At 56.2% G+C, this 18876-nt stretch carries 17 protein-coding genes and 1 pseudogene; 7 read left to right on the plus strand and 11 right to left on the minus strand.

All coding sequences use genetic code 11. From position 1 onward, the window contains the following. Position 1: 1 nt before the first annotated feature. Entirely contained in the window at positions 2 to 1468 is a 1467-nt protein-coding gene (gene zds / locus DXY37_RS10100; protein ID WP_115126591.1) for a 9,9'-di-cis-zeta-carotene desaturase, read from the minus strand. 111 nt (positions 1469 to 1579) lie between these two features. Here zds and DXY37_RS10105 point away from each other — a divergent pair, with 111 nt between their 5' ends. From DXY37_RS10105 to DXY37_RS10120, 4 genes are all read left to right on the plus strand, one after another. Then, positions 1580 to 1990 carry an iron-sulfur cluster assembly accessory protein gene (locus DXY37_RS10105; protein ID WP_115126568.1) on the plus strand — a complete coding sequence of 137 codons (411 nt, stop codon included), beginning with the start codon at positions 1580 to 1582 and terminating at the stop codon, positions 1988 to 1990. A 63-nt stretch (positions 1991 to 2053) separates the two neighbouring features. Next, the gene (locus DXY37_RS10110; RefSeq protein WP_115126569.1) at positions 2054 to 2473 is read left to right on the plus strand and encodes a hypothetical protein; all 420 of its coding nucleotides are present in this window, start codon (positions 2054 to 2056) and stop codon (positions 2471 to 2473) included. Between the two features lies 1 nt (position 2474). Next, positions 2475 to 3680 (plus strand): lipid-A-disaccharide synthase-related protein, encoded by a 1206-nt coding sequence (locus tag DXY37_RS10115; protein ID WP_115126570.1) that lies wholly within the window; start codon positions 2475 to 2477, stop codon positions 3678 to 3680. Further along, entirely contained in the window at positions 3677 to 3952 is a 276-nt protein-coding gene (locus DXY37_RS10120) for a hypothetical protein (protein ID WP_115126571.1), read from the plus strand. Before DXY37_RS10115 ends, DXY37_RS10120 begins: the two co-directional genes overlap by 4 nt. Here the strand turns inward: DXY37_RS10120 and DXY37_RS10125 are convergent. Both DXY37_RS10125 and DXY37_RS10130 read right to left on the minus strand, forming a co-directional pair. Then, positions 3888 to 4832: a TIGR01777 family oxidoreductase gene (locus tag DXY37_RS10125; RefSeq protein WP_115126572.1), complete on the minus strand. Its 945-nt coding sequence runs from the start codon at positions 4830 to 4832 to the stop codon at positions 3888 to 3890. The two genes, DXY37_RS10120 and DXY37_RS10125, sit on opposite strands and share 65 nt — an antisense overlap. A gap of 27 nt (positions 4833 to 4859) precedes the next feature. Further along, the gene (locus tag DXY37_RS10130) at positions 4860 to 6116 is read right to left on the minus strand and encodes a cation:proton antiporter (protein WP_115126573.1); all 1257 of its coding nucleotides are present in this window, start codon (positions 6114 to 6116) and stop codon (positions 4860 to 4862) included. Between the two features lie 58 nt (positions 6117 to 6174). Here DXY37_RS10130 and ndhO point away from each other — a divergent pair, with 58 nt between their 5' ends. Further along, positions 6175 to 6432 (plus strand): NAD(P)H-quinone oxidoreductase subunit O, encoded by a 258-nt coding sequence (gene ndhO, locus DXY37_RS10135; RefSeq protein WP_115126574.1) that lies wholly within the window; start codon positions 6175 to 6177, stop codon positions 6430 to 6432. On the opposite strand, the gene DXY37_RS10140 is transcribed toward ndhO, so the two are convergent. From DXY37_RS10140 to DXY37_RS13365, 5 genes are all read right to left on the minus strand, one after another. Continuing rightward, positions 6411 to 8507: a phospholipid carrier-dependent glycosyltransferase gene (locus DXY37_RS10140; RefSeq protein ID WP_115126575.1), complete on the minus strand. Its 2097-nt coding sequence runs from the start codon at positions 8505 to 8507 to the stop codon at positions 6411 to 6413. The two genes, ndhO and DXY37_RS10140, sit on opposite strands and share 22 nt — an antisense overlap. Continuing rightward, complete coding sequence (locus DXY37_RS10145) at positions 8507 to 9235, minus strand: J domain-containing protein (RefSeq protein WP_115126576.1); 729 nt, start codon at positions 9233 to 9235, stop codon at positions 8507 to 8509. Before DXY37_RS10145 ends, DXY37_RS10140 begins: the two co-directional genes overlap by 1 nt. Beyond that, positions 9232 to 10200: a cysteine synthase A gene (gene cysK, locus DXY37_RS10150; RefSeq protein WP_115126577.1), complete on the minus strand. Its 969-nt coding sequence runs from the start codon at positions 10198 to 10200 to the stop codon at positions 9232 to 9234. The genes DXY37_RS10145 and cysK overlap by 4 nt, the downstream gene beginning before the upstream one ends. 197 nt (positions 10201 to 10397) lie before the next feature. After that, complete coding sequence (locus DXY37_RS10155) at positions 10398 to 12026, minus strand: iron uptake porin (protein ID WP_115126578.1); 1629 nt, start codon at positions 12024 to 12026, stop codon at positions 10398 to 10400. Positions 12027 to 12312: 286 nt separating this feature from the next. Next, positions 12313 to 12450 carry a hypothetical protein gene (locus tag DXY37_RS13365; RefSeq protein ID WP_170951848.1) on the minus strand — a complete coding sequence of 46 codons (138 nt, stop codon included), beginning with the start codon at positions 12448 to 12450 and terminating at the stop codon, positions 12313 to 12315. Positions 12451 to 12502: 52 nt separating this feature from the next. On the opposite strand from DXY37_RS13365, the gene DXY37_RS10165 reads away from it, so the two are divergent. Then, the gene (locus DXY37_RS10165; protein WP_244277074.1) at positions 12503 to 14050 is read left to right on the plus strand and encodes a glycosyltransferase family 39 protein; all 1548 of its coding nucleotides are present in this window, start codon (positions 12503 to 12505) and stop codon (positions 14048 to 14050) included. Next, positions 14037 to 15452 carry a DUF2079 domain-containing protein gene (locus tag DXY37_RS10170; RefSeq protein ID WP_115126581.1) on the plus strand — a complete coding sequence of 472 codons (1416 nt, stop codon included), beginning with the start codon at positions 14037 to 14039 and terminating at the stop codon, positions 15450 to 15452. The genes DXY37_RS10165 and DXY37_RS10170 overlap by 14 nt, the downstream gene beginning before the upstream one ends. On the opposite strand, the gene DXY37_RS10175 is transcribed toward DXY37_RS10170, so the two are convergent. The 3 genes and pseudogenes from DXY37_RS10175 to DXY37_RS13775 form a co-directional block, all read right to left on the minus strand. Beyond that, the gene (locus DXY37_RS10175) at positions 15346 to 16881 is read right to left on the minus strand and encodes a DUF2079 domain-containing protein (RefSeq protein ID WP_244277076.1); all 1536 of its coding nucleotides are present in this window, start codon (positions 16879 to 16881) and stop codon (positions 15346 to 15348) included. The two genes, DXY37_RS10170 and DXY37_RS10175, sit on opposite strands and share 107 nt — an antisense overlap. A 198-nt stretch (positions 16882 to 17079) precedes the next feature. Continuing rightward, the gene (locus DXY37_RS10180; protein WP_115126582.1) at positions 17080 to 18480 is read right to left on the minus strand and encodes a DUF2079 domain-containing protein; all 1401 of its coding nucleotides are present in this window, start codon (positions 18478 to 18480) and stop codon (positions 17080 to 17082) included. A gap of 322 nt (positions 18481 to 18802) precedes the next feature. Further along, positions 18803 to 18876 (minus strand): annotated as a pseudogene (locus DXY37_RS13775) (photosystem II protein D2); the annotation flags it as partial.

An 18876-nucleotide genomic window follows, 5' to 3' on the forward strand; every position in this document is an offset into this window, starting at 1 on the left:
TTCAAGCCACTGCGGTGTTCACGGCAAGTCGAGCCGGTTGCCCCAGGATGGCAGCAGCGGCCAGATGTCCGCTCATGGTGGCTCCTTCCATGGAGTCGATATAATCCTGGCGGGTATAGCTTCCTGCCAGATAAAAATTGCTGATCGGCGTGCTCTGGTCAGGTCGGTAAGGCTCCATTCCTGGCGCTTCCCTGTAGAGAGACTGCGCCAGCTTCACCACGTTGCTCCAGGTGAGTTTGAGATTTGCGGCGGATGGAAACAGCTCTCGAACCTGACGATCGGTGTGCTCAACGATGTCTTTAACAGACTTGCGCATCCAAGGGTCACCAGGCGTCAGCACACACTGCAGCAGCGAACCCTCACCTTGCTTGCGGTAATCCTCGGGACTCGCCAAGGCAAGATCCGCGAAACAACTGAAGTCGGCATCTGCGGTGTAAAGCAAGTTGTTCAGACCGGCGGGGTGACTGAGGTCGCCACGACTCTCGCCCTTGCTCTCACCGAGTTCCGTGACCCAACCGTCGTAACGCAACTGGACAGTGGCAACAGGGACCGCCTCGAGATGATGAATGGCCTCGAATTGAGGGAAACGACGCCATTCCTCTGGAAGCAAACGCTGGATGCCAGGCACGTCACAAGCGGCCAGGTAGGCATCGGCAACAACATGCTGTTCGCCATCAGGGGTGCTCAACTTCAGGCCCGTGACCTCGGGGTGCTCCCCGTCACTGAACTCAACTTGCTTCACAGGATGGCGGAGATGCAGCTTGCCACCACGCTGCTGGATGTAATCGAGAATGGGACCCGTCAGCCAACGATGGGGTGATCCTTTGAGCAGATTGAGCTTGGAGGCCTCAGTTTTGGCCGCGAACATCATGAAGATGGTCAGCATGCATCGGGCCGAAATCGTTTCGCAATCAATAAAACCAAGTGCGTAAGCAATCGGGTTCCACATCCTGCGAATGCTCTCTGGGCTGCCGCCATGGCCGACGAACCAGTCTTGAAAACTGACTGAATCGAGCGCTCGAATAGTACGCATCGCGCCTTCGTAATCGACCAGACCTCGAACGATCGGACTGGTGCCGAGAGCTAGAGCATTGCGCAGTTTGTCGATCCAGCCCAGCTGGGGGGTGGTGAAAAAGGCTTTAAGCCCGTTAAAAGGGGCACCGATAGGGAATCGGAAATCCAGTTCCCGCAGGTCACCACCCTGATTGACAAACAAATGGGTGTGATCCTTGGGCAAGAGATTGTCGAAAGCACCCACCTTGCGCATCAACGCGAACAGGTTCGCGTAATTGAAAAAGAAGACATGCAACCCCATCTCGATGTGGTTGCCATCCGGGTCCACCCAGCTGCCCACCTTTCCGCCCATGAAAGGACGAGCCTCATAGAGATTCACCTCATGACCTGCATCCACCAAATCCACAGCAGCGGAGAGGCCAGCCAGCCCAGAACCCACAATCGCGACCCGCACCGTCATCAGTGCAACTGGGAGGACTCTATGAATTGATCAGGCTCAACTGCTTTAGGCAGAACAAGCGAAGGGTTCATAAAGTGAGCACATGATCCAGTGCCAGTGCCTCCGATGTCCAGCATCGAAACCACAGCTGAGACTGCGACAGCCAGTGAGTCTCATACCGCAAGAGACGGTAAAGGCATCTTGATTACTGGGCCTGCCATGCAGCAGCTGGCCAGACTTTGCAGCGATCAAGGAGACCAGCAGGTCCTGAGGGTGGGCGTGCGCTCTGGAGGCTGCAGCGGCATGAGCTACACGATGGATTTTGTTCCTGCGACAGACATTCAGAACGACGATGAGCGATATCAATACGAAGCACCCGATGGCGCCTGTTTTGAAGTGATCTGTGATCCCAAAAGCCTGCTCTACATCTACGGAATGCAATTGGACTTCAGTACTGCGCTGATCGGCGGCGGCTTCAATTTCACCAACCCCAACGCCACTCAGACCTGCGGCTGCGGAAGCTCCTTCGCCGTTTGATCCCTCGAGGAGCATCAAGCTGCTGTGGGAATCTGAAGGCATTGCCCGACCGATCAGCACTCCATGGAGTCCAGCCAGGAAAGTCTCTTCCAGCAGGCGATGAACCGTTACCAGCAAGGAGCTCCTGCGCAGGAGTTGCTCGCTGATTTTGAGACCATCACCGCAGCGGCCCCTCGCCAGTCAGCAGGCTGGACGTGTCTGGCATGGCTGCAGTTACTGAGTGATCAGTCAGAAGAAGCTCTGCGTTCTGCGCGGATGGCCGTCAAGCTGAATAATCAGGATCCTCAGGCCCGCATCAATCTGTGTCTGGCGATGCTGGAAACCAAAGCCAAAGGCGTCAGGGATCAGATTGAAGTGGTTCAGCAGGTGCTGGCACTTGCACCCGAAGTGGGAGCTGAGCTGAAGGAATCCATTGATGACGGTCTCAAACGCCGACCGGCGTGGCCGGCACTGCTCAAGGTGAAGGCCTGGCTGGAGCTCTAACGTGGGTCGACTGCTGCTACTCAGCAACGGCCATGGGGAGGATCTATCTGGTGCGCTGCTTGGACAGGCACTCCAGTGCGAAGGCCATGCAGTGGACGCTCTTCCTCTTGTGGGCAAAGGACAGCCTTATCGGGACGCAGGCATCGCACTGATCGGAGGCACCCAGGAATTCAGCACGGGTGGCCTGGGTTACACCAGCTTGCGTGGTCGACTGACCGAGCTGTTGCAGGGACAGGTGGTCTATCTATTGCGACGCCTGCTGAGGTTGCTGCGTATCGCCGGGCGCTACGACCAAGTGGTGGTGATTGGCGATGTGATTCCAGTGATGGCCGCCTGGCTCTGCAGACGGCCTGTCACGACTTACCTCGTGGCCTACTCAAGTCACTATGAGGGGAAATTACGCCTGCCCTGGCCGTGCGCTGAGTGCTTGCGCAGCCCTCGTTTTCAGGCCGTGTTCAGCCGCGATCAACTCAGTGCAGACGATCTGAGCTCACAGCTGCGCAAGCCAGTCATGTTTCTGGGCAATCCGTTCATGGATCCGATCCTGAGGGACGATCGTCGCTTGCCACAGGCACGCCGACGACTGGGACTGCTACCAGGAAGCCGCCGACCTGAACTGGAGCAAAACCTGGTGCTTCTGCTGAGAGTGGTGGAACAACTGCCGGCACCGTTGCTGAGCAGTGGTGAGCTGCAGCTTGAGCTGGCATTGGTGTCCTCACTCTCCGACACTGCACTGTCAGCGCTGATTGACCCCATCGGCTGGAGACTTCAAAAGGCCGACAACGGACCAACAGCCCTTCTGTTTCGCAAGGCCCATCGGGTACAGATCCACCGGGGTGGATTCGGAGCAGTCCTGCACAGTTCCGATCTGCTGCTGTGCATGGCAGGAACGGCAGCGGAACAGGCCGTGGGTCTGGCCCGACCGGTGCTGCAGTTGGTGGGTCGAGGTCCTCAGTTCACTGCAGGATTTGCGGAAGCCCAGCGCCGTCTGTTGGGTCCAACCGTGTTCTGTGCGGATGGCGAGGTGGGCGCACCAGCCACCCTTGAACGCACAGCTGCACTAGCCCTCGAGCTCCTTGAGCGCAGCCATCTTGATCAACAGCTACGGCGACGCTGCCATGACGAAGCACTCAACCGCCTCGGCAAAGCCGGCGGCGGCAGCAGGATGGCGGCATCGATCTCTCAGCTGCTGCAGCCGTCCGAATGAGTGAGCCGAACTCCGAACCCGCCTGGAAACGCTGGCTGGATCGCATCCTCGTCCTGAATGTCTTCCTGGTCATGGCTGGGGCTGGATGGTTCGCTGTTGCAGTGATTGGCAGCAGTCAGGGCCTGGAGGCGCCGATGACATTGTTCATGCGCCTGTGGGAACCTCTGTTCACACCAGCCATCGGCCTGCTGATGGGCGCAGCCGTGCTCAGCGGTTGCTGGAGCTGGTGGCAACGTCGAGTGCAACGGGCAGAGTCGGGCAGAGGAAGTTGAAACCAAGCGCCTCGAGGCGACTTGAACTCACGAACTGCCCCTCCAGAACAACCTTGGAGCCATCACCCAGCAGCAGATGCAGCATCGGACCTGGCACCGGCAGAAGACTTGGTCTGCCGAGACAACGGCCAAGACTTCCCGCGAAGACAGCCATGGTCACAGGGTCGGGAGCCACAGCGTTGATCACTCCAGACCAGGAGTTTGTTTCCAAGGAACTCTGAATGATCCGGCATAAGTCGCCACGTTCAATCCAGCTCATCCACTGCTGACCGGAGCCGATCGGGCCGCCGAAGCCGGCGCGGAACACCGGCAACATTTTGGCGAGAGCACCTCCTTGAGAGGACAACACAATGCCGATCCGCAGCACAACGAGCCGAGTTGCAGCGGGCTTTTCAGCGGCAGCCTGCTCCCACTTCTGACACAGACGGGCCAGAAAATCCTGACCAACGGGACTGCTCTCATCAAAGCGTCCATCAAGACTGGTGCCGAAATAGCCAACAGCCGAGGCATTCACCAGCACGGATGGAGGCTTGGCCAGCGTGGCCAGAGCACTCACAAGATGACGGGTGGTCTCAAGACGACTGGACTCGAGGGTTTCAAGGTGCTGAACAGTCCATCGCTGTTCAGCGATCGGTTCACCAGCGAGATTCACAACGCCATCACTGGCGGCCAACGCATCATGCAGAGGCGTGGACTCAGACCAGCTAGATGTCACCGCTGGATCCACCTGAATCCATTGAAGACGTCCTGCAACGTCTGAGGGGAAGGCCGCAGGTGAGGCACGGCGACTGACGATGGTGAGTTGATGACCGGCAGCCTGCAGAACGGGAATCAGACCACGACCAACCAAGCCCGTGCATCCAATCAGCAGAAGGCGCATTGCAACGGCGGCGTCAAGTGCTCGAGGTTAGGAAGCGACGGAGGGATCAGTGTTTTCAACTGGCAAGGTGAGATTCATCTTGCGCGCCATGGGCACCAGCGCAAAGCCCTGGATGAAGAGGCCAAACAGCACCACGGCCAGAGCAAGCGGAGGCATCTCCACACCCCAGCCCACACCCGGAGTCGACCAGGCCTTGATGGCCATCGCGATGGGGACGGCGCCGCGCAGGCCTGCCCAACACACAAAAATCCGTTCGCCATGGCTGAAGGGCGTCCGCCAGAGAAGGATCTGCACCATCAGCAAGCGCACGAGCTGCATCACCAGAAACAGCACGAAAGCCAGACCGACGGCGTGAACCACATCCTGAGGATTCACCACAAGCCCCATGCAGAGAAACAGCAGGAGCTCGGCCATTTTTGCGTAGCTGGAATGTGCTTCCTCCAGGCCGTTCTGGTCAAGATCGGCACTGTTGCCAAGCACTAGCCCTGCGACGTAGGCCGCGAGCAATGGACTGCCGCCCAGCAGCGAAGTGCCACCGCTGAGCACCATCAGCAAGGCGAGGCTGACCACCGGCAGCATCGAGGTCTGATTCAGCCCCATGCGTGTTCCCAGCAACTGCACCGTGAGACTGCCGCCGAGGAAACCGATCAGCATCCCGAGCAAGAATTGACGGATCAGATCCGTCACCAGCAAACCAGCGCCGACGCCCTCACCAGCGGCCAGTGCCAGAGCCAGTCCAGCAAGCACGACAGCAATGGGGTCGTTGAACCCGGATTCGCACTCGATCAGATCGGTGAGCGGCTTCGGCAGTTGGCCCTGAAGCGGACGGAGCAGAGCCAGAACAGCTGAAGCATCGGTGCTCGCGACCATGGCCCCAACGAAAAGACTGCGCGGGAGGAGGACGGAACTCGACTCCGTTCCTTGCGCCAGACCGAAGCCAAAGACCACCAACGTGATCAGTGCTGCCGTGATCAGCACACCGATGGTGGCAAGACGAGCCGCTGGGCGAATCACTCCACGCACCTGCTGCCAGTTGGTGGTGAGACCTCCGAAAAACAAGACCAGCACAAGAGCTGCTTCAGTGATCTGCTTGGCCTGATCAAGACTCAGCAGTGTGATTTCACTACTGCCGGAAACATCCACGTGATTTTCAATCAGCAGACCGAGCAGCAGCACCATGAGGATTCCAGGAACCCTCACCCGGGCCGCAAGGTCATCCAGCAGAACTGAAACCAGCAGCAACCCGCCGAATGCCACCAGATAAAGCGAGAGGCCGTTGTCCAAACCAACTGCGGAAGTGGTCTTGAAGGGTTCTAGCCTGAGCCGCGAATAACGACCCGTGATGGCAGAGACAGAGTCGAGCCCTGCAGCAGCTGCCAAGCCCCCCGCTCCCCTAAAAAAAGGTGCATTGGTGCGGGTCAACCGAGCGGCCTATGCCGGCAGTGTTGAATCCGGAGCCAGCGATCCTTATCCACCGGCCTACATCTTCGATGGTCCTGGAGAATTGTTGGTGGTGAAGGGCGACTACGGGCAGGTCCGCTGGCGGCGTCCCGTACCCGATGTCTGGTTGCGCATCGATCAGCTCGAGCCTTTCGCCTGAGGATTGAGCGATTCCTCAACTTTGGTGATCGCGGCGGGCACCGACTGAACAGCCTCAGGAAGCCGCCAGATGGCTCCACCAAGAACAGCTGCGAGCGATTCAAGGCTCACCAAAATGGGATGTTGCCCATGTCGCTCGACTGCAGCTGAGGCCACCGAGGACGCATACCAGGGATTCCAGCCCGCCAGCAGAACCACGCTGCGATAAGCGCTAGGCCACGGACTTTCAGGGTTGGAAGTCTCCAGCCGCTCGAAATGGTGAGCAGCCTCAGCCGGCCGATTGGTAAGGACCGCCAATAGGGCCAGACTCCAGCGAGCAGTGTCATCGGATGGATCCTGCTTGAGGCGTTCAAGAGCCGCCCGCCGCAGCGGTGCTCGATAACTGAAATGGCCGTCAAGCATGTGCTCGATCGCCACACTGCTGAAGACGGGATCGAGCCCTGCAGGTCCTTGCGCCATTCCTGCAGCGAGCTGGGGAAACCGCTGTTCGAAACCCTCGGGAACCGCTGAATCGAGCCGTCGCTTCCAGAGCGAGTAACTGCCTCCCTTTGGACGCGAAAACACCTCGACCTCCTCAAAGATCCCGCTCTCACGCACGGCCTGATCCAAGGAACTTGCAGACCTGCTCACCGACCCCTGGTCCCCTTCAGCAAGCAAGACCCAGTTGGCATGGGCCAGCACCGGCTGAATGTGATCAGTGCTGCCGCCGAGCTGGCGACCCACCAACCGCCCCCCGTTGCGGCGGCCGTAGTAACTCACATTGTGCTGATTGAGATCCGGAGTGCTGGGAACAACAATCAACGTGGTTGGATCAGCGATGGGATCGGCGCCACCAGCCTTCTCAACGATCGCTTGAAGCGGATAACGATGTCCTGGTTTCAGACGTGCGGACTGGGCAGTCCAAGCGGGTGCGATCGCAACCAGTGCTCCCGCAGTAAGAGCCAATCCAGGCAGCCAAGCTGATCGAGCGGGCCAGCGTTGACGGATCCACACGCCCCACTGCCACCAGCCTCGGCTCAGCAATACCAACAATGGCGGCAACAACGGAGCCAGGTAACGGGGGTCTTTGTTGGGGCTGAGATTGGTCACCAACCAACCCAGAAACAGCGTTCCCATCAACCAGCGCCAGGCATCCGCTTGATCCTGTTGATTGCTGAGCGTTGCCATCCGAGGCCTGACACGCATCACGACCAGCAAGACAAGGCCGGCCAGCCCAATCCACAGCAGTGCCGAACCGATCTGAAGGGGGACTTGACGCAAATACCAGAGCCAGCCCGACAAGCTGAAGACCCCCGGGTCACCCTCTCGGGCCGCGGACTCGATCACCGCTCGATTGGTGCCACCAAGGGTCGTGATCCAGTTGTGCCGAAGCCATGGGAACACTGAGAGCAAAACCAAGATCAGTCCCGCAAGCGCCTGCAATCGCCGGCCCCGTCCGATGCGCTGGGCTGTCACAAGTGACCAACCCAGAGCAGGCAGTAACACCAGAAGAGCGCTCTGTTTCACCAGCAGAGACAACGCCACAGCACAAGCTGCGAGCAGCGCCTGCCACCAAAGGCCTCCAGCGCGTGGACTCGTCCAAGCTCCCAGCCGCCAAAGCGCCAACGTGACCAAAGCGGTCAAGGGCAGTTCAAGCACGTAATCGGTCCTGAGTTCGAGCAGCATCGGGGCCAGGGCGACAGATGAAGCAGCCAGCAAGGCGAATCCCCTGGCTGATCGTCTTGGGCGCAGAAACTGGAGCGCCCAACCTGCACTTGAGACCAGCAGCAAGCCATTCCAGAAGCTCAACGTCCATGCCGCCTCAGAAGGAGCGTCGCCAGCCACTGCCATCACAGTGCCGTTCACCAACGAGGCCAGAGGGGGGATTTTGGGCGAGAGGTCTAGGAGAGCGTTCCAGCCTTGCCAACCGCCTCCGGTCAGAACGCCAAGAGCACGTCCATGGTCAAGCGCGCTGTTTAGGTAATCCGCCTGATCCCACGACGGCAAACCAGCGTGATGGCCCCACCACAGACGATCAGCAACGGTGGACAACAGCCAGATCAGGATCAGGCAGACACGGAATGGCCCAGCACCCATCAACCGATCTCCAACCTGCGCCGTTCCTGCTGTAGACGCTGGCGACGCTGACGGGCCTCCCGCAGCATCTCCCGACCATCATGGAGATAGCTGTCGACGTAACCCATCGTGTAACGCTCTAGCTCCACAACGGCATCCTCCACCTGTGAGAGGCAGTGATAAACGCTTAAGCCAAAGCCCCGGGCCGATGGCGGAGTCGGCAACGATTGGAACAAGCTCTTGACCTTGTCCAAACGGTTTCGGCTCTGTTCCAGATAGCTGCAAAACGCCTCCATCAGATCATCGTCGTAAGGATCAGCCGACAGAGCTTTCAGTTCCCCAGCGAAAGGATTGATCACCTGACCGAGCAGACGGTCAATGGGGGTATAGACCTTCTGAAGCCAGGTGGACAGTGCCTGATCTTCGCTGGCTCCCTGGCCCGATGCTCGCCGTGCCGCCTGACTGGCACGGGCATTGCGGGCACCACGGGCCCGTGCTTGCTCACGGGCAGACTCCGGGGATCCGAACTCGCGATCAAAGCAGCGCCGAGCCTCGGGATCACCGATTTGCTCCCAGGCAGCATTGAGCGCCAGGATTCGCTCTTCATCGCCTCCCGCATCAGGATGGTGCTGCTTGACCAAGCGTCGATAAGCAGCTTTGAGCTCAGACTGGCTGGCGCTGGATGACACCTCTAGCACTGCATAGGGATCCTGAGGATGACTCGAATGATTGGAGAACGCAGGGCTCAAAGCTGACCATCCCGGCGCGCCGGCAGAACGGCTGCAGCACTGAACATCGGAGTGGATAGATAACGCTCGCCGAAGCTGGCAAGAATCACCACGATTCGGCGACCAGCCATCGCTGGACGCCGGCCCAACTTCAGTGCTGCTGCAACAGCTGCTCCGCTGCTCACTCCGCAGAGCAGCCCTTCCTCCCGGGCCAGACGCCGGCCCAGCTCCATGGCCTCCTCATCGGTCACAGCAATGACCTCATCAATGAGTTCCTTCTCCAGCACCGGAGGCACAAAGCCGGCCCCAATTCCCTGGATGCGATGAGGACCCGCTGCTCCACCGGACAGCACCGGACTGGCAGCCGGCTCCACTGCAATCACCTGAAGATCCTGCTGCCGATTGCGCAGCACCCGAGCACAACCGGTGATGGTTCCTCCTGTCCCCACCCCCGCCACCAGGGCATCTAAACGGCCTTCGGTGTCCTGCCAGATTTCCTCCGCCGTTGACGCCGCGTGTACGGCGGGATTGGCAGGGTTATCAAATTGCTGAAGCAGATAGGCACCTGGAATTTCCCGCACCAGCTCCTTGGCAAGAGCGATCGCGCCCTGCATCCCTTCATTGCCTGGGGTGAGCTGCAACTCCGCGCCGTAGGCACGCAGCATGGACCTCCTCTCTGTGCTCATGGTGTCGGGCATCGTGAGGATGAGGCGATATCCCCTAGCTGCGGCGACCATCGCCAGAGCGATGCCGGTGTTGCCACTAGTTGGCTCCACCAGAACGGTCAGCCCGGGCTCAATGGTTCCGTTCTGCTCTGCGGCTTCCACCATGGCGCCTGCTATTCGGTCTTTCACCGAAGCGGTGGGGTTGAAGCTCTCAAGTTTGGCGACGATTTCGGCCTGGCAGTCGAAAGCCTGGGGAAGACGATTAAGCCGCACAAGGGGTGTACGTCCTACCAACGCAGTGATATCAGAAGCGATCGGCATTCGGCTCGGGTGTCGTGTGCAGCATCAAATCCATCCAATCATCCATCTTGTACCGATACCTATTGAAAAGGCGACATCCCAAAGGGGTTCAATATGCTGCCCTTCAAGCCGGAAAAGTGCTTACTAAAAACGAACTTTTCCAAATAAAAAGCCCCCTCAATTGAGGGGGCAACGAAGCATCAGGCCAGAATCTGTTATCAGAAGTTGAAGGTGGTCTTGATTAGTCCACCGAAACTATTGAACGATTCAGAAGTGTCGACACCCGCACCCGTGTATTCACCCAAAGGACGGCTGAAATAATGAATAGCAGGCGTCACTGAGATGTTATCCGTGACCTGGAACATGTAGAAAAGCTCGAAGGCATAGTTGCCATCAGCAACGAAGTCATCGTCTGAGCTTCTTCTATCAATGCTGGTCACAAAAGTGGGCTGGCCAACTGCAAATCCAAGGGCATTCCCTTTCAGGAAGGCATCATCCCATTGCAGGCCAACATACCAAGATTGAGAGGTCGAAGATTTGATCGGGGCATTGCCAGAAGAATCACCGGTTGAATTGATTCCCCAACCAACACTAACTGAGGGAATGAACCCAGATTCTTCAGGCATCCACCATGCACTTAAGGCTGCTGAGTTTGTTACACCGTGAACCTGAAGGTTGTTGGCGTAAGGTGTTCCGTTGCCTGAATAGAGGCCAACACCATTGTCAGTTGATCCATAATTGTAAGCAGCCGCAATACCCCACCGCTCAGGTGCATAGGAGAACTGAACCGTACCATTCGAGCCAGCCCCATCGGTAGCAAGACCACCTTTATTGGGGTCTGAGTTGTTTCCGTTAACACTCAGATAACTGGCACTGATGTTGAAATCATTTTTGGAATAAATGAAACCTCCTCCAGCACCAGTAGCCAGGTTGTATGCACCTGGAGCACCTGCATAGGTGAAGAAGTCAACCGTCATGGATGCGGGATAAGCCGCAGGCCAAACAGCCAACATGTCATCCTGACGGACTACTGCGCCTGCAGTCAGCTTGAAGTCATCTCCCACAGGAAACTGATAGAACATCCTGTCAACATTGAGAGTCGTACCGCTGTTGTATCCGTACTCCTGACTCCAAAGGCCTACAACAGTGTTGCCAGCGTAAAGATCAGAAATGTTGCCAGAACGAATGCGTGTTCTTAAAAGGTCTTTACCGGTAAAACTTGTATCGAGGAAAACTCGATAGTCATAAGAAAATGAAGTTGCACCAGCTGTTCTAGCCGCATAGTCAGCTGTTTTTACTGTTGGATCTGTGAGAGTCGATCCGTCGTAATAACCTTTGGCATCGCCGCCATAAGAAGCTGCGCCAACAACCCAGAAGGTATTAACTGACATCTTGGTGGTGGTGGAAAACTGGGTGGCTTCCAGTTCGCCAACACGGGCTTCCAGACCGTCAACGCGGCCCTTCACGATGGCGAGTTCCTTTTCGAACTCCTTCATCAGACGCTTGAGCTCGTCGGTCACTTCGGTGACGCGGTCGAGGCAGGCGTTAAGCAGTGCAGCCGCTTCAAAGCGGGTCATGGCACGGTTACCGCGGTAGGTGCCGTTGGGGTAACCAGCGACGCAGCCATAGCGCTCGATCAGGTTGCTGAGAGCCTGATAAGCCCAGTCGGTCGGGTAGACGTCGGAGAATTGGGTGATGCTGGTGACCTGCTCAGCAGCAACCACGTCCTGGGACACGGAGGCATAGTCAGAAACACCGGCAACGTTGACTTCAGTCGCGCCAGCAGACATAGGAGCCAGAAGGCCCAGAGCAGCAGGAGCAACTAGCAGTTGCTTAAACAATTTCATGGAGAAGGGTCCTCACACACAGAACCGGCGTATAAAACGCCACATCTAAATTGCTCGACGCAGGAAGTTATCAGGAGAGCCCCTGTGACAGCCCAGGCCTTGACTTGTAGTAAGCACTACAAAAACAAACAGTTTGTGTAAGAACGGCGACAGAATCTGCTCCCTTTAGGGCCGAACACTTGCAGGGCAGAGCCAAAAACGATGCCCCCGACTGGAAAACCAGCCGGGGGCTCTCGCCGGGTCCGCTCTGGCGCGGAACCGATTGATCAGTCAGAAGAAAGAGCCGTCAGCCGGCGTTCTCCGCGATCAGCAGACCCTGCATCAAAGAACTGGAACTCATGGACACCTCCTCCCGGATGGCTAAGTGAACGCCGGCGATGCCTTCGAAGCAATCCCAGCCGCGAACGGCTGAAAATGACTTCACATCACTGCGGTCAGGACAGTTGAACCATAACGGAACCGCAAAGCCTGTGCTGATGTGGCTACTCACCCTGTTTCTTTGGCTTCCAGAACTAGGGAACTTGCCACTGCGCGACTGGGATGAAGGCCGGGTCGCCAGCGTGGCGCGCTCCACCATCTCCCGATGGGATTGGGGGTCGACCGGAGGCGACTGGTTGTTGGCCTGGAAATGGGACGAGCCCTATCTCAATAAGCCTCCCGGCCTGCACTGGCTGATCGGAGCATCCACTCAGTTCTTCGGTGACAACGATTGGGCCGTACGGCTGATGCCATGTCTGATCGCCAGCCTCGCCGTCCCCTTATTGATGCTGCTGCGTCGTCAGCTTGGAGGTCATGCCGCAGAGAACAAGGCCCTGCTTGCCGCCTTGATCCTGATGACACTGATGCCGTTAGCACGCCACGGGCGACTGGCAATGCTTGACGGGAGCCTGGTGACCAGCGCTCTGCTGCTTTGGACCGGATGGCTCAGCAGCCGTTCGGTGCCTTGGCATGGATTGCTTGCAGGGCTGGGGGGCACCGGCATTTTAATGCTGAAACCACCTGCCCTGATTGGCTTTCTGCTGATTACCGCAGCCATCAGCAGGCTGGATCGGCACCAAAGCCGCTGGAATGCCACATCAATGGTTTGGGTTTGCGCAGGGATCAGCCCGGGGGTTGCCTGGCATGTTTGGCACCTCTCCCAAAGAAGTAGTTCTGCGCTCGTGATGTGGGGCGGACAGGGCTTCAGTCGTGTAGCTGGTGTGGTGGGAGACAGCACGGGAGCGTTCATCATGCCGATCACTGAGGTACTCGAGGGGGGCTGGCCATGGCTGCTTCTGCTTCCCCTTGGCATCAGACTGGCCTGGCAACAGCGAGGTGATTCCGCTGGACGCTGGCAACTGGGTTTGCTGTTGGGGAGCGCTGCTCTGGTGTTACCTCTGCGCAGCCAACTGCCCTGGTACAGCCACCTTCTCTGGCCTGCCATTGCTTTGCTTTGTGCCGAAGGTCTGGATCAAGTGCTGGTCTCCGGCAGACCCCGATGGATTGGCAAACTCTGGCTGCTGATGGGAGCAGCTTTGCTGCTCACAAGTCTGGTCATGTTTCTGAGCAGTGAGTCCATTGCACTGCCGCGACTGGCTTTGGTCTGCGCCGGGAGTGGCCTCCTGTTAGGAGGCCGACAAATGATTGAGGCCAAACAACAACAGCGATGGCGTGGGCTTGTCACGCTGATCGTGGGATGGGGTGCTGCTCTTCTGGCCCTTTGGCACAGCCAACTTTGGCTCTGGGAGCTCAATGAAAGTTGGGACCCTCGTCCTGTTGCCAGCGCTATTCGAAAGCTGCCAATCGAAGCAAAGGTCATTCTCAAAGGCCCAACACGACCATCTCTAGGCTGGTATGCGAATCGAGAAATGCTGCAGGACACTACTCAAATCACTGGCCACCAATGGGTGGTGAGCAAGAAACCTCCCAAGGGATGCGAAGTAAGCGATTCGCAACTGAAAACTTCCTCAGGCAAGGACCCATGGCAGCTCTGGTACTGCCCATTCTCTCCAGAGAGCCTCGAAGCAGACCATGAAGGGCGATAGCCAATCGTTGAAGCTGCCGAATCAACTGTGGCTGATCAGTCTTCTGATCGGATTCCTGGGCTGGAGCTGTTCTGCTGCCCGACATTGGCTTCTGCAGAGCAACGCCTACGACCTGGGTCTCTTTGACCAATGGGCGTGGTTGGTAAGCAAGGGGCTGCCACCGGTGTCGTCGATGGAAGGCGTTCACCTCCTGGCAGATCACGGCGCTTGGTGGCTGTATCTGAGTGGAGCTCTCTACGCCATCCAGCCGTCATTGGATTGGTTACTGGGATCCCAAGCCCTGGCGTTGAGCTGCACAGCCATTCCGATTTGGATGCTCGCAGCGCAGGCGCGACTGCCACGCAGGCTTTGCTGGCTGACCTGTCTGCTGTGGTGGCTTCAACCAGTGGTCTTCAACAGCAACCTGTTTGATTTCCACCCGGAAGTGTGGGGGATGCCTGTGCTAGCGCTCGCTCTCTGGGCCGAGAGGGCAGACCGTCCATTGCTCTGGATCACCTTGCTGCTCACGCTGCTGGGCTTCCGGGACGGGCTTCTGCTGGTGATTGCCGGCATGGCGATCGAACAAGCCTGGCGGCGGCGCTGGCGCTGGAGTACAGCCGCCACACTGTTATCAGCAGGTTGGCTACTGACGCTCAGCCGCTGGCTTTATCCCTGGCTACGTCATGGCGAGGGTCCCAAAGCGGCAGAACGGATGTTCGGCCACCTCAGCGGCAGCCCGGTCGAGGTCTTAAGCCGTCTCGACTGGATCGGAGGAGCTTTTTACCTCCTGCTCCTGGCACTCCCCTGCGGTGTTCTCTGGCGACGCAACTCGTTACCGGTATTGCTAATTGGCTTGCCACTGGTTGTGGTCAATCTGCTTTCTGCATCCAGCAGCTATCGCACGCTGATTCATCACTACAGCCTGCCGCTGGCTGCCATCGCCGTTATTGCCGCCATCGACGGTCTTGCCACAGGCGAGAGGCACGGTCGATCTCTATCACGCAGGCGGCGTTCTCTGATGGTGGGCTGGGCAATTCTCTGCTGGCTGGCCTTGGCCAAACCATGGTTCTTCACAGGGCCTTACCTGGAACGGCTTGGCATGCGTCAGGACGTAACTGAAGCAATCAGCCTTGTACCCACTGAAGCACGTGTGCTCAGTACCAGTTATCTGGCACCTCACCTAAGTCAACGCCAGTGGATTGCCTTCCCGAAAAAGAAATCGGAAAGATCACTGAGAACCAGCCACTGGAAAGCCCTGCTGCTGAATCCAGAAGATGCCGGCTGGGGTTCAACCAAAACGATCCAGACTGACTTGCTCAAGCAAGCGCATCGCAATGGCTGGAAATGCCAGGAGTGGTCTTCTGGTCTGGAACTCTGTCTTGCACCCGACGAAGCACAAATGCACCACCTTCGCAATGAATAAGCTTGTAATCGCCTTTGGCGAGTAATTCTTGAACCTGAGCGCGAATTTTGATCTGCACACGTCGCTCACGTTTGAAAACTGGCGCCAAGGGTGTGTAGTAACCGGAGAAAGCCACGACATAGTCCACGGAACGCACCACACCCTCACGATCCTTGAATCGCACCGAGTTCGGGAATCGGATCAGTGCTTCGCGCTGTGCCAGGAGGGGAAGCAGTGGAGTATCAGCAGCAACACTTGCCTCCGCTGGCACTTTGGCCACCGCTTTCAATGCTGCTTCGCGTCTATGAAGCATGGTCCTCGGTGAGACATGAATCCAGGGAACAAAGCTGTCAGGAATCACCGCAGAGAAACTTCGGTGAGGGTTACCAACAATCGTAAGAACAAGCCCGAGAGTTACAGCACCAGTCCAGACCATGCGCACTTGGCGTTGATGCCAGGCCAGTGGGTGCGCTTGCCACCACAACACGGCGCCTAGATAGAGGCCAGGCACAAGAGCCAGGACGTAGCGAAGCGTGACGGCAAGAGCGGTGCGTCCTTGCGAAACAAGGGCAACAAACAATGGTGCTGAGACCAGCAACAGAGCATCCACAGAAAGAAGAGGGATGAATAGCAGCGGCAACGTGAGCGCAAGCACGAAACCGAGCGTGGCGCCAGGCGGTGAAACGAGTGCCTGTAGGACCGCCAGGGGCTCACGGAGCATCGCGAGCATCAGGGCAACCGTGCCTCGGGACGGATCCTCGACAAGATGGCCAAACTTTTCGGCAAGGAATCGATCGGCCAGGGAGGAATCAACCGCAGGCTGGATCCATCCCGTAACGATCAACACCCATCCCAGAGCTCCCAACATCAGCGCAACGCCCCAATAACGCTCAGAGGGTCGCCGTATCAGGGCCCATAGACCCAGAGAAAAAAGAACCAGACCACTGTCCTCTCGCACTAGCAACAGGAGCACTGCTGACAGCAAAACCTGCCATCGATGTCGTTCCATCAGGCCTTCCACCACCAGGAAACCGAGGAGAGGAATCCAGATCAGATCGTGAAAATTCTCAATCGCAGGACCGAGAATGGCACCACTAAAGAAGTAGGCCACTGTGATCCTGAATGCGAGATCGGCATCCAAACAACGCGATGCGATCCGCCAGAGCACCAGGCCAGAAGCCGTGAGAACTGAAACTTGGGCAAAAGGCAAGGCCCAACGACCCATCACAACCACCAGCGGGGAGATCGCCAGGGTCAAGAAATTCGCGTGCTGACCAAGGTGGAGATAATTCACCGAAGGGAGCGCACCATCACTCGTCACAGCTCCGGAAAGCACCGAAGACAAACTGCTTTCGAACAGTCGTCCCTGGGACGTTGACCAAAGCTCCTGAAGAAACAGAGCCTGGTCATAAGTGGCGCTGAGGCTCTCAAGGCGCCAAAGCTGGATCAAGAAAGTAAGGATCCAGAAGCCAGAGGCGAGCCACAACAAACGCTTAGGCCAAATCACTGAGCTGAAATCAGACTCATGCATCAGACCGACCAAAAACATCGCACTTCAAAACAAAGCATGACATCACAGATAACGACGGAACTGAAAACCCGAGAGACAAAGGAAATAGAAGAAATTTATTAGCAAAGGAACTGCAAATTATTGCTTTCTGCAAGTAGTAACATATCCACCATTAGAATCACATTTATAGCCTTCAGATTTAGCGCCGACCAAGACTCTTGATACCAGCAATCCAAGCTTCACATCCTTAACTCGTCTCAGCCTTCCAGAAGAATCATTAGTGCTTGCTTTAATACCAGGCAAAACGACTACATCAAAATCAGAATAATTCTCAAATTTATTTTTTTCAATTTGCTCAATCAAATCCCTGCCTGCCAGATGAACCGCATAATCACTCACCGTGAGAACCGATTCATCACCTCCTATTTTATTTGATACCTGGAAAAACTCCTGAGCCTCTGCTAGACGCGGCCAATAACGACTCTGGAAATAAGCAATTCGCGCGTAACCCAAAAAAGCTACCAACGAAAAGAGAATGGTTAAATATAAAATTTTTCGATGAATACGAGATGCTTTTACTGACAAATCAGGCATACAGTCAAGGCAGGCTGCTATTAAAAATACGAAAATCGCAATAGAGTAGTGGTGGTCAAGTTCACGCTGTATACCAGAAGCAGAAACCACATTAGTCAAGTAAACAGGTAGGCATCCAAGCAAGGCAGGCCAGGCTGCTTTTCTAAACAAAAGAAGAAATGGCAGGCACAAACCCAAGGTGTACAAGAAAACCTGTTCAACAGAAACAACACCAAAAACAACCCACGGTCGAGTCAAAAGTGTCAGCATCATCTCCAACTTTGTATCGCCTAAGTAACCCATCCTTATTGCGACATGATCTCCTCCTTGACTCGAGAGTGCGGTTGCCAAAAACCACCACCCGAGGGAAATGATTATAGTGATTAAACCACGTCGATACTTTCCCTTAGCGCAGGCATACAATCCAAGTCCAAAGCCGAATAAAGCCTGAGCATTTTTAGCAAAAAGTGTTAAAAAGAGACACCAATAATATCTATTCCGCTGTGTCCTTTGCACATCCGAGATAGCAATCAACATCAGCGGCACTGTCAGAACATCAGGATGAAAGTCACCGCGGTTTACAAGAAAAGGGTACGGCGATAGCACAATTGCTATTAGCAATGCCCATATCAGCTCAGGGCAAATTCTTCTCCGCCATGCAATCCACCCGGCCACTGCAGGCATACATCCCAAAGCGATAGATTGGAGCCCTATCAAAGAAAACGGAGAAGGGAAAAATCTATAAATCAAGCCCAAAGGAAGCAACAAAAGAGAAAAATGATCCTGAAGCGGAGATATATCCCTCAGACTACTTATCGCATTAATTTTGCCTTCACTAATCAGCCAACTGAATTGCACAAACAAGCCAATATCCCAAACGCCAGTACCTAACAAGAAGTGCTGAACACTTGCAGTAACAAAAAGGATCAATACATAAACCGCTGACAAAGCAATGGATACTTTCATAGTCAGAGTTCGTTCGACAGACGAGAAAACACTGAACGGCACAATAAGCTTCCAACAAATAATTTAAATCGAAACTTTGCAGGCCTTAGGCTCTCGAAACACACAACCGAACAACATTAAAACATCACCTCGATCAATACCAATCCTTCAAAAAATCTTTAAAGCTGCCCCACCAGAAAAACCATGAATTCATGTCAAAACAAAACATCTGTGACTGAGATCGGAAGCAACCATCGTTTGAGCGTACGAATTGAAAAATATTGCCATAAGCAATAAAAAAAGGGTCCCTATGGGGACCCAATGATTGAATGTTTTGGCTTGATCAGAGAGCGTTACCGCGAGGCAGAACCTCTTCAGGGAAGACGAAGTTTTCGTGCGGCTGGTCAGCCGGTGCCA

Origin of the sequence: Synechococcus sp. GEYO (assembly GCF_900473955.1) — a bacterium.
In the GTDB taxonomy this organism is placed as follows: domain Bacteria; phylum Cyanobacteriota; class Cyanobacteriia; order PCC-6307; family Cyanobiaceae; genus Synechococcus_C.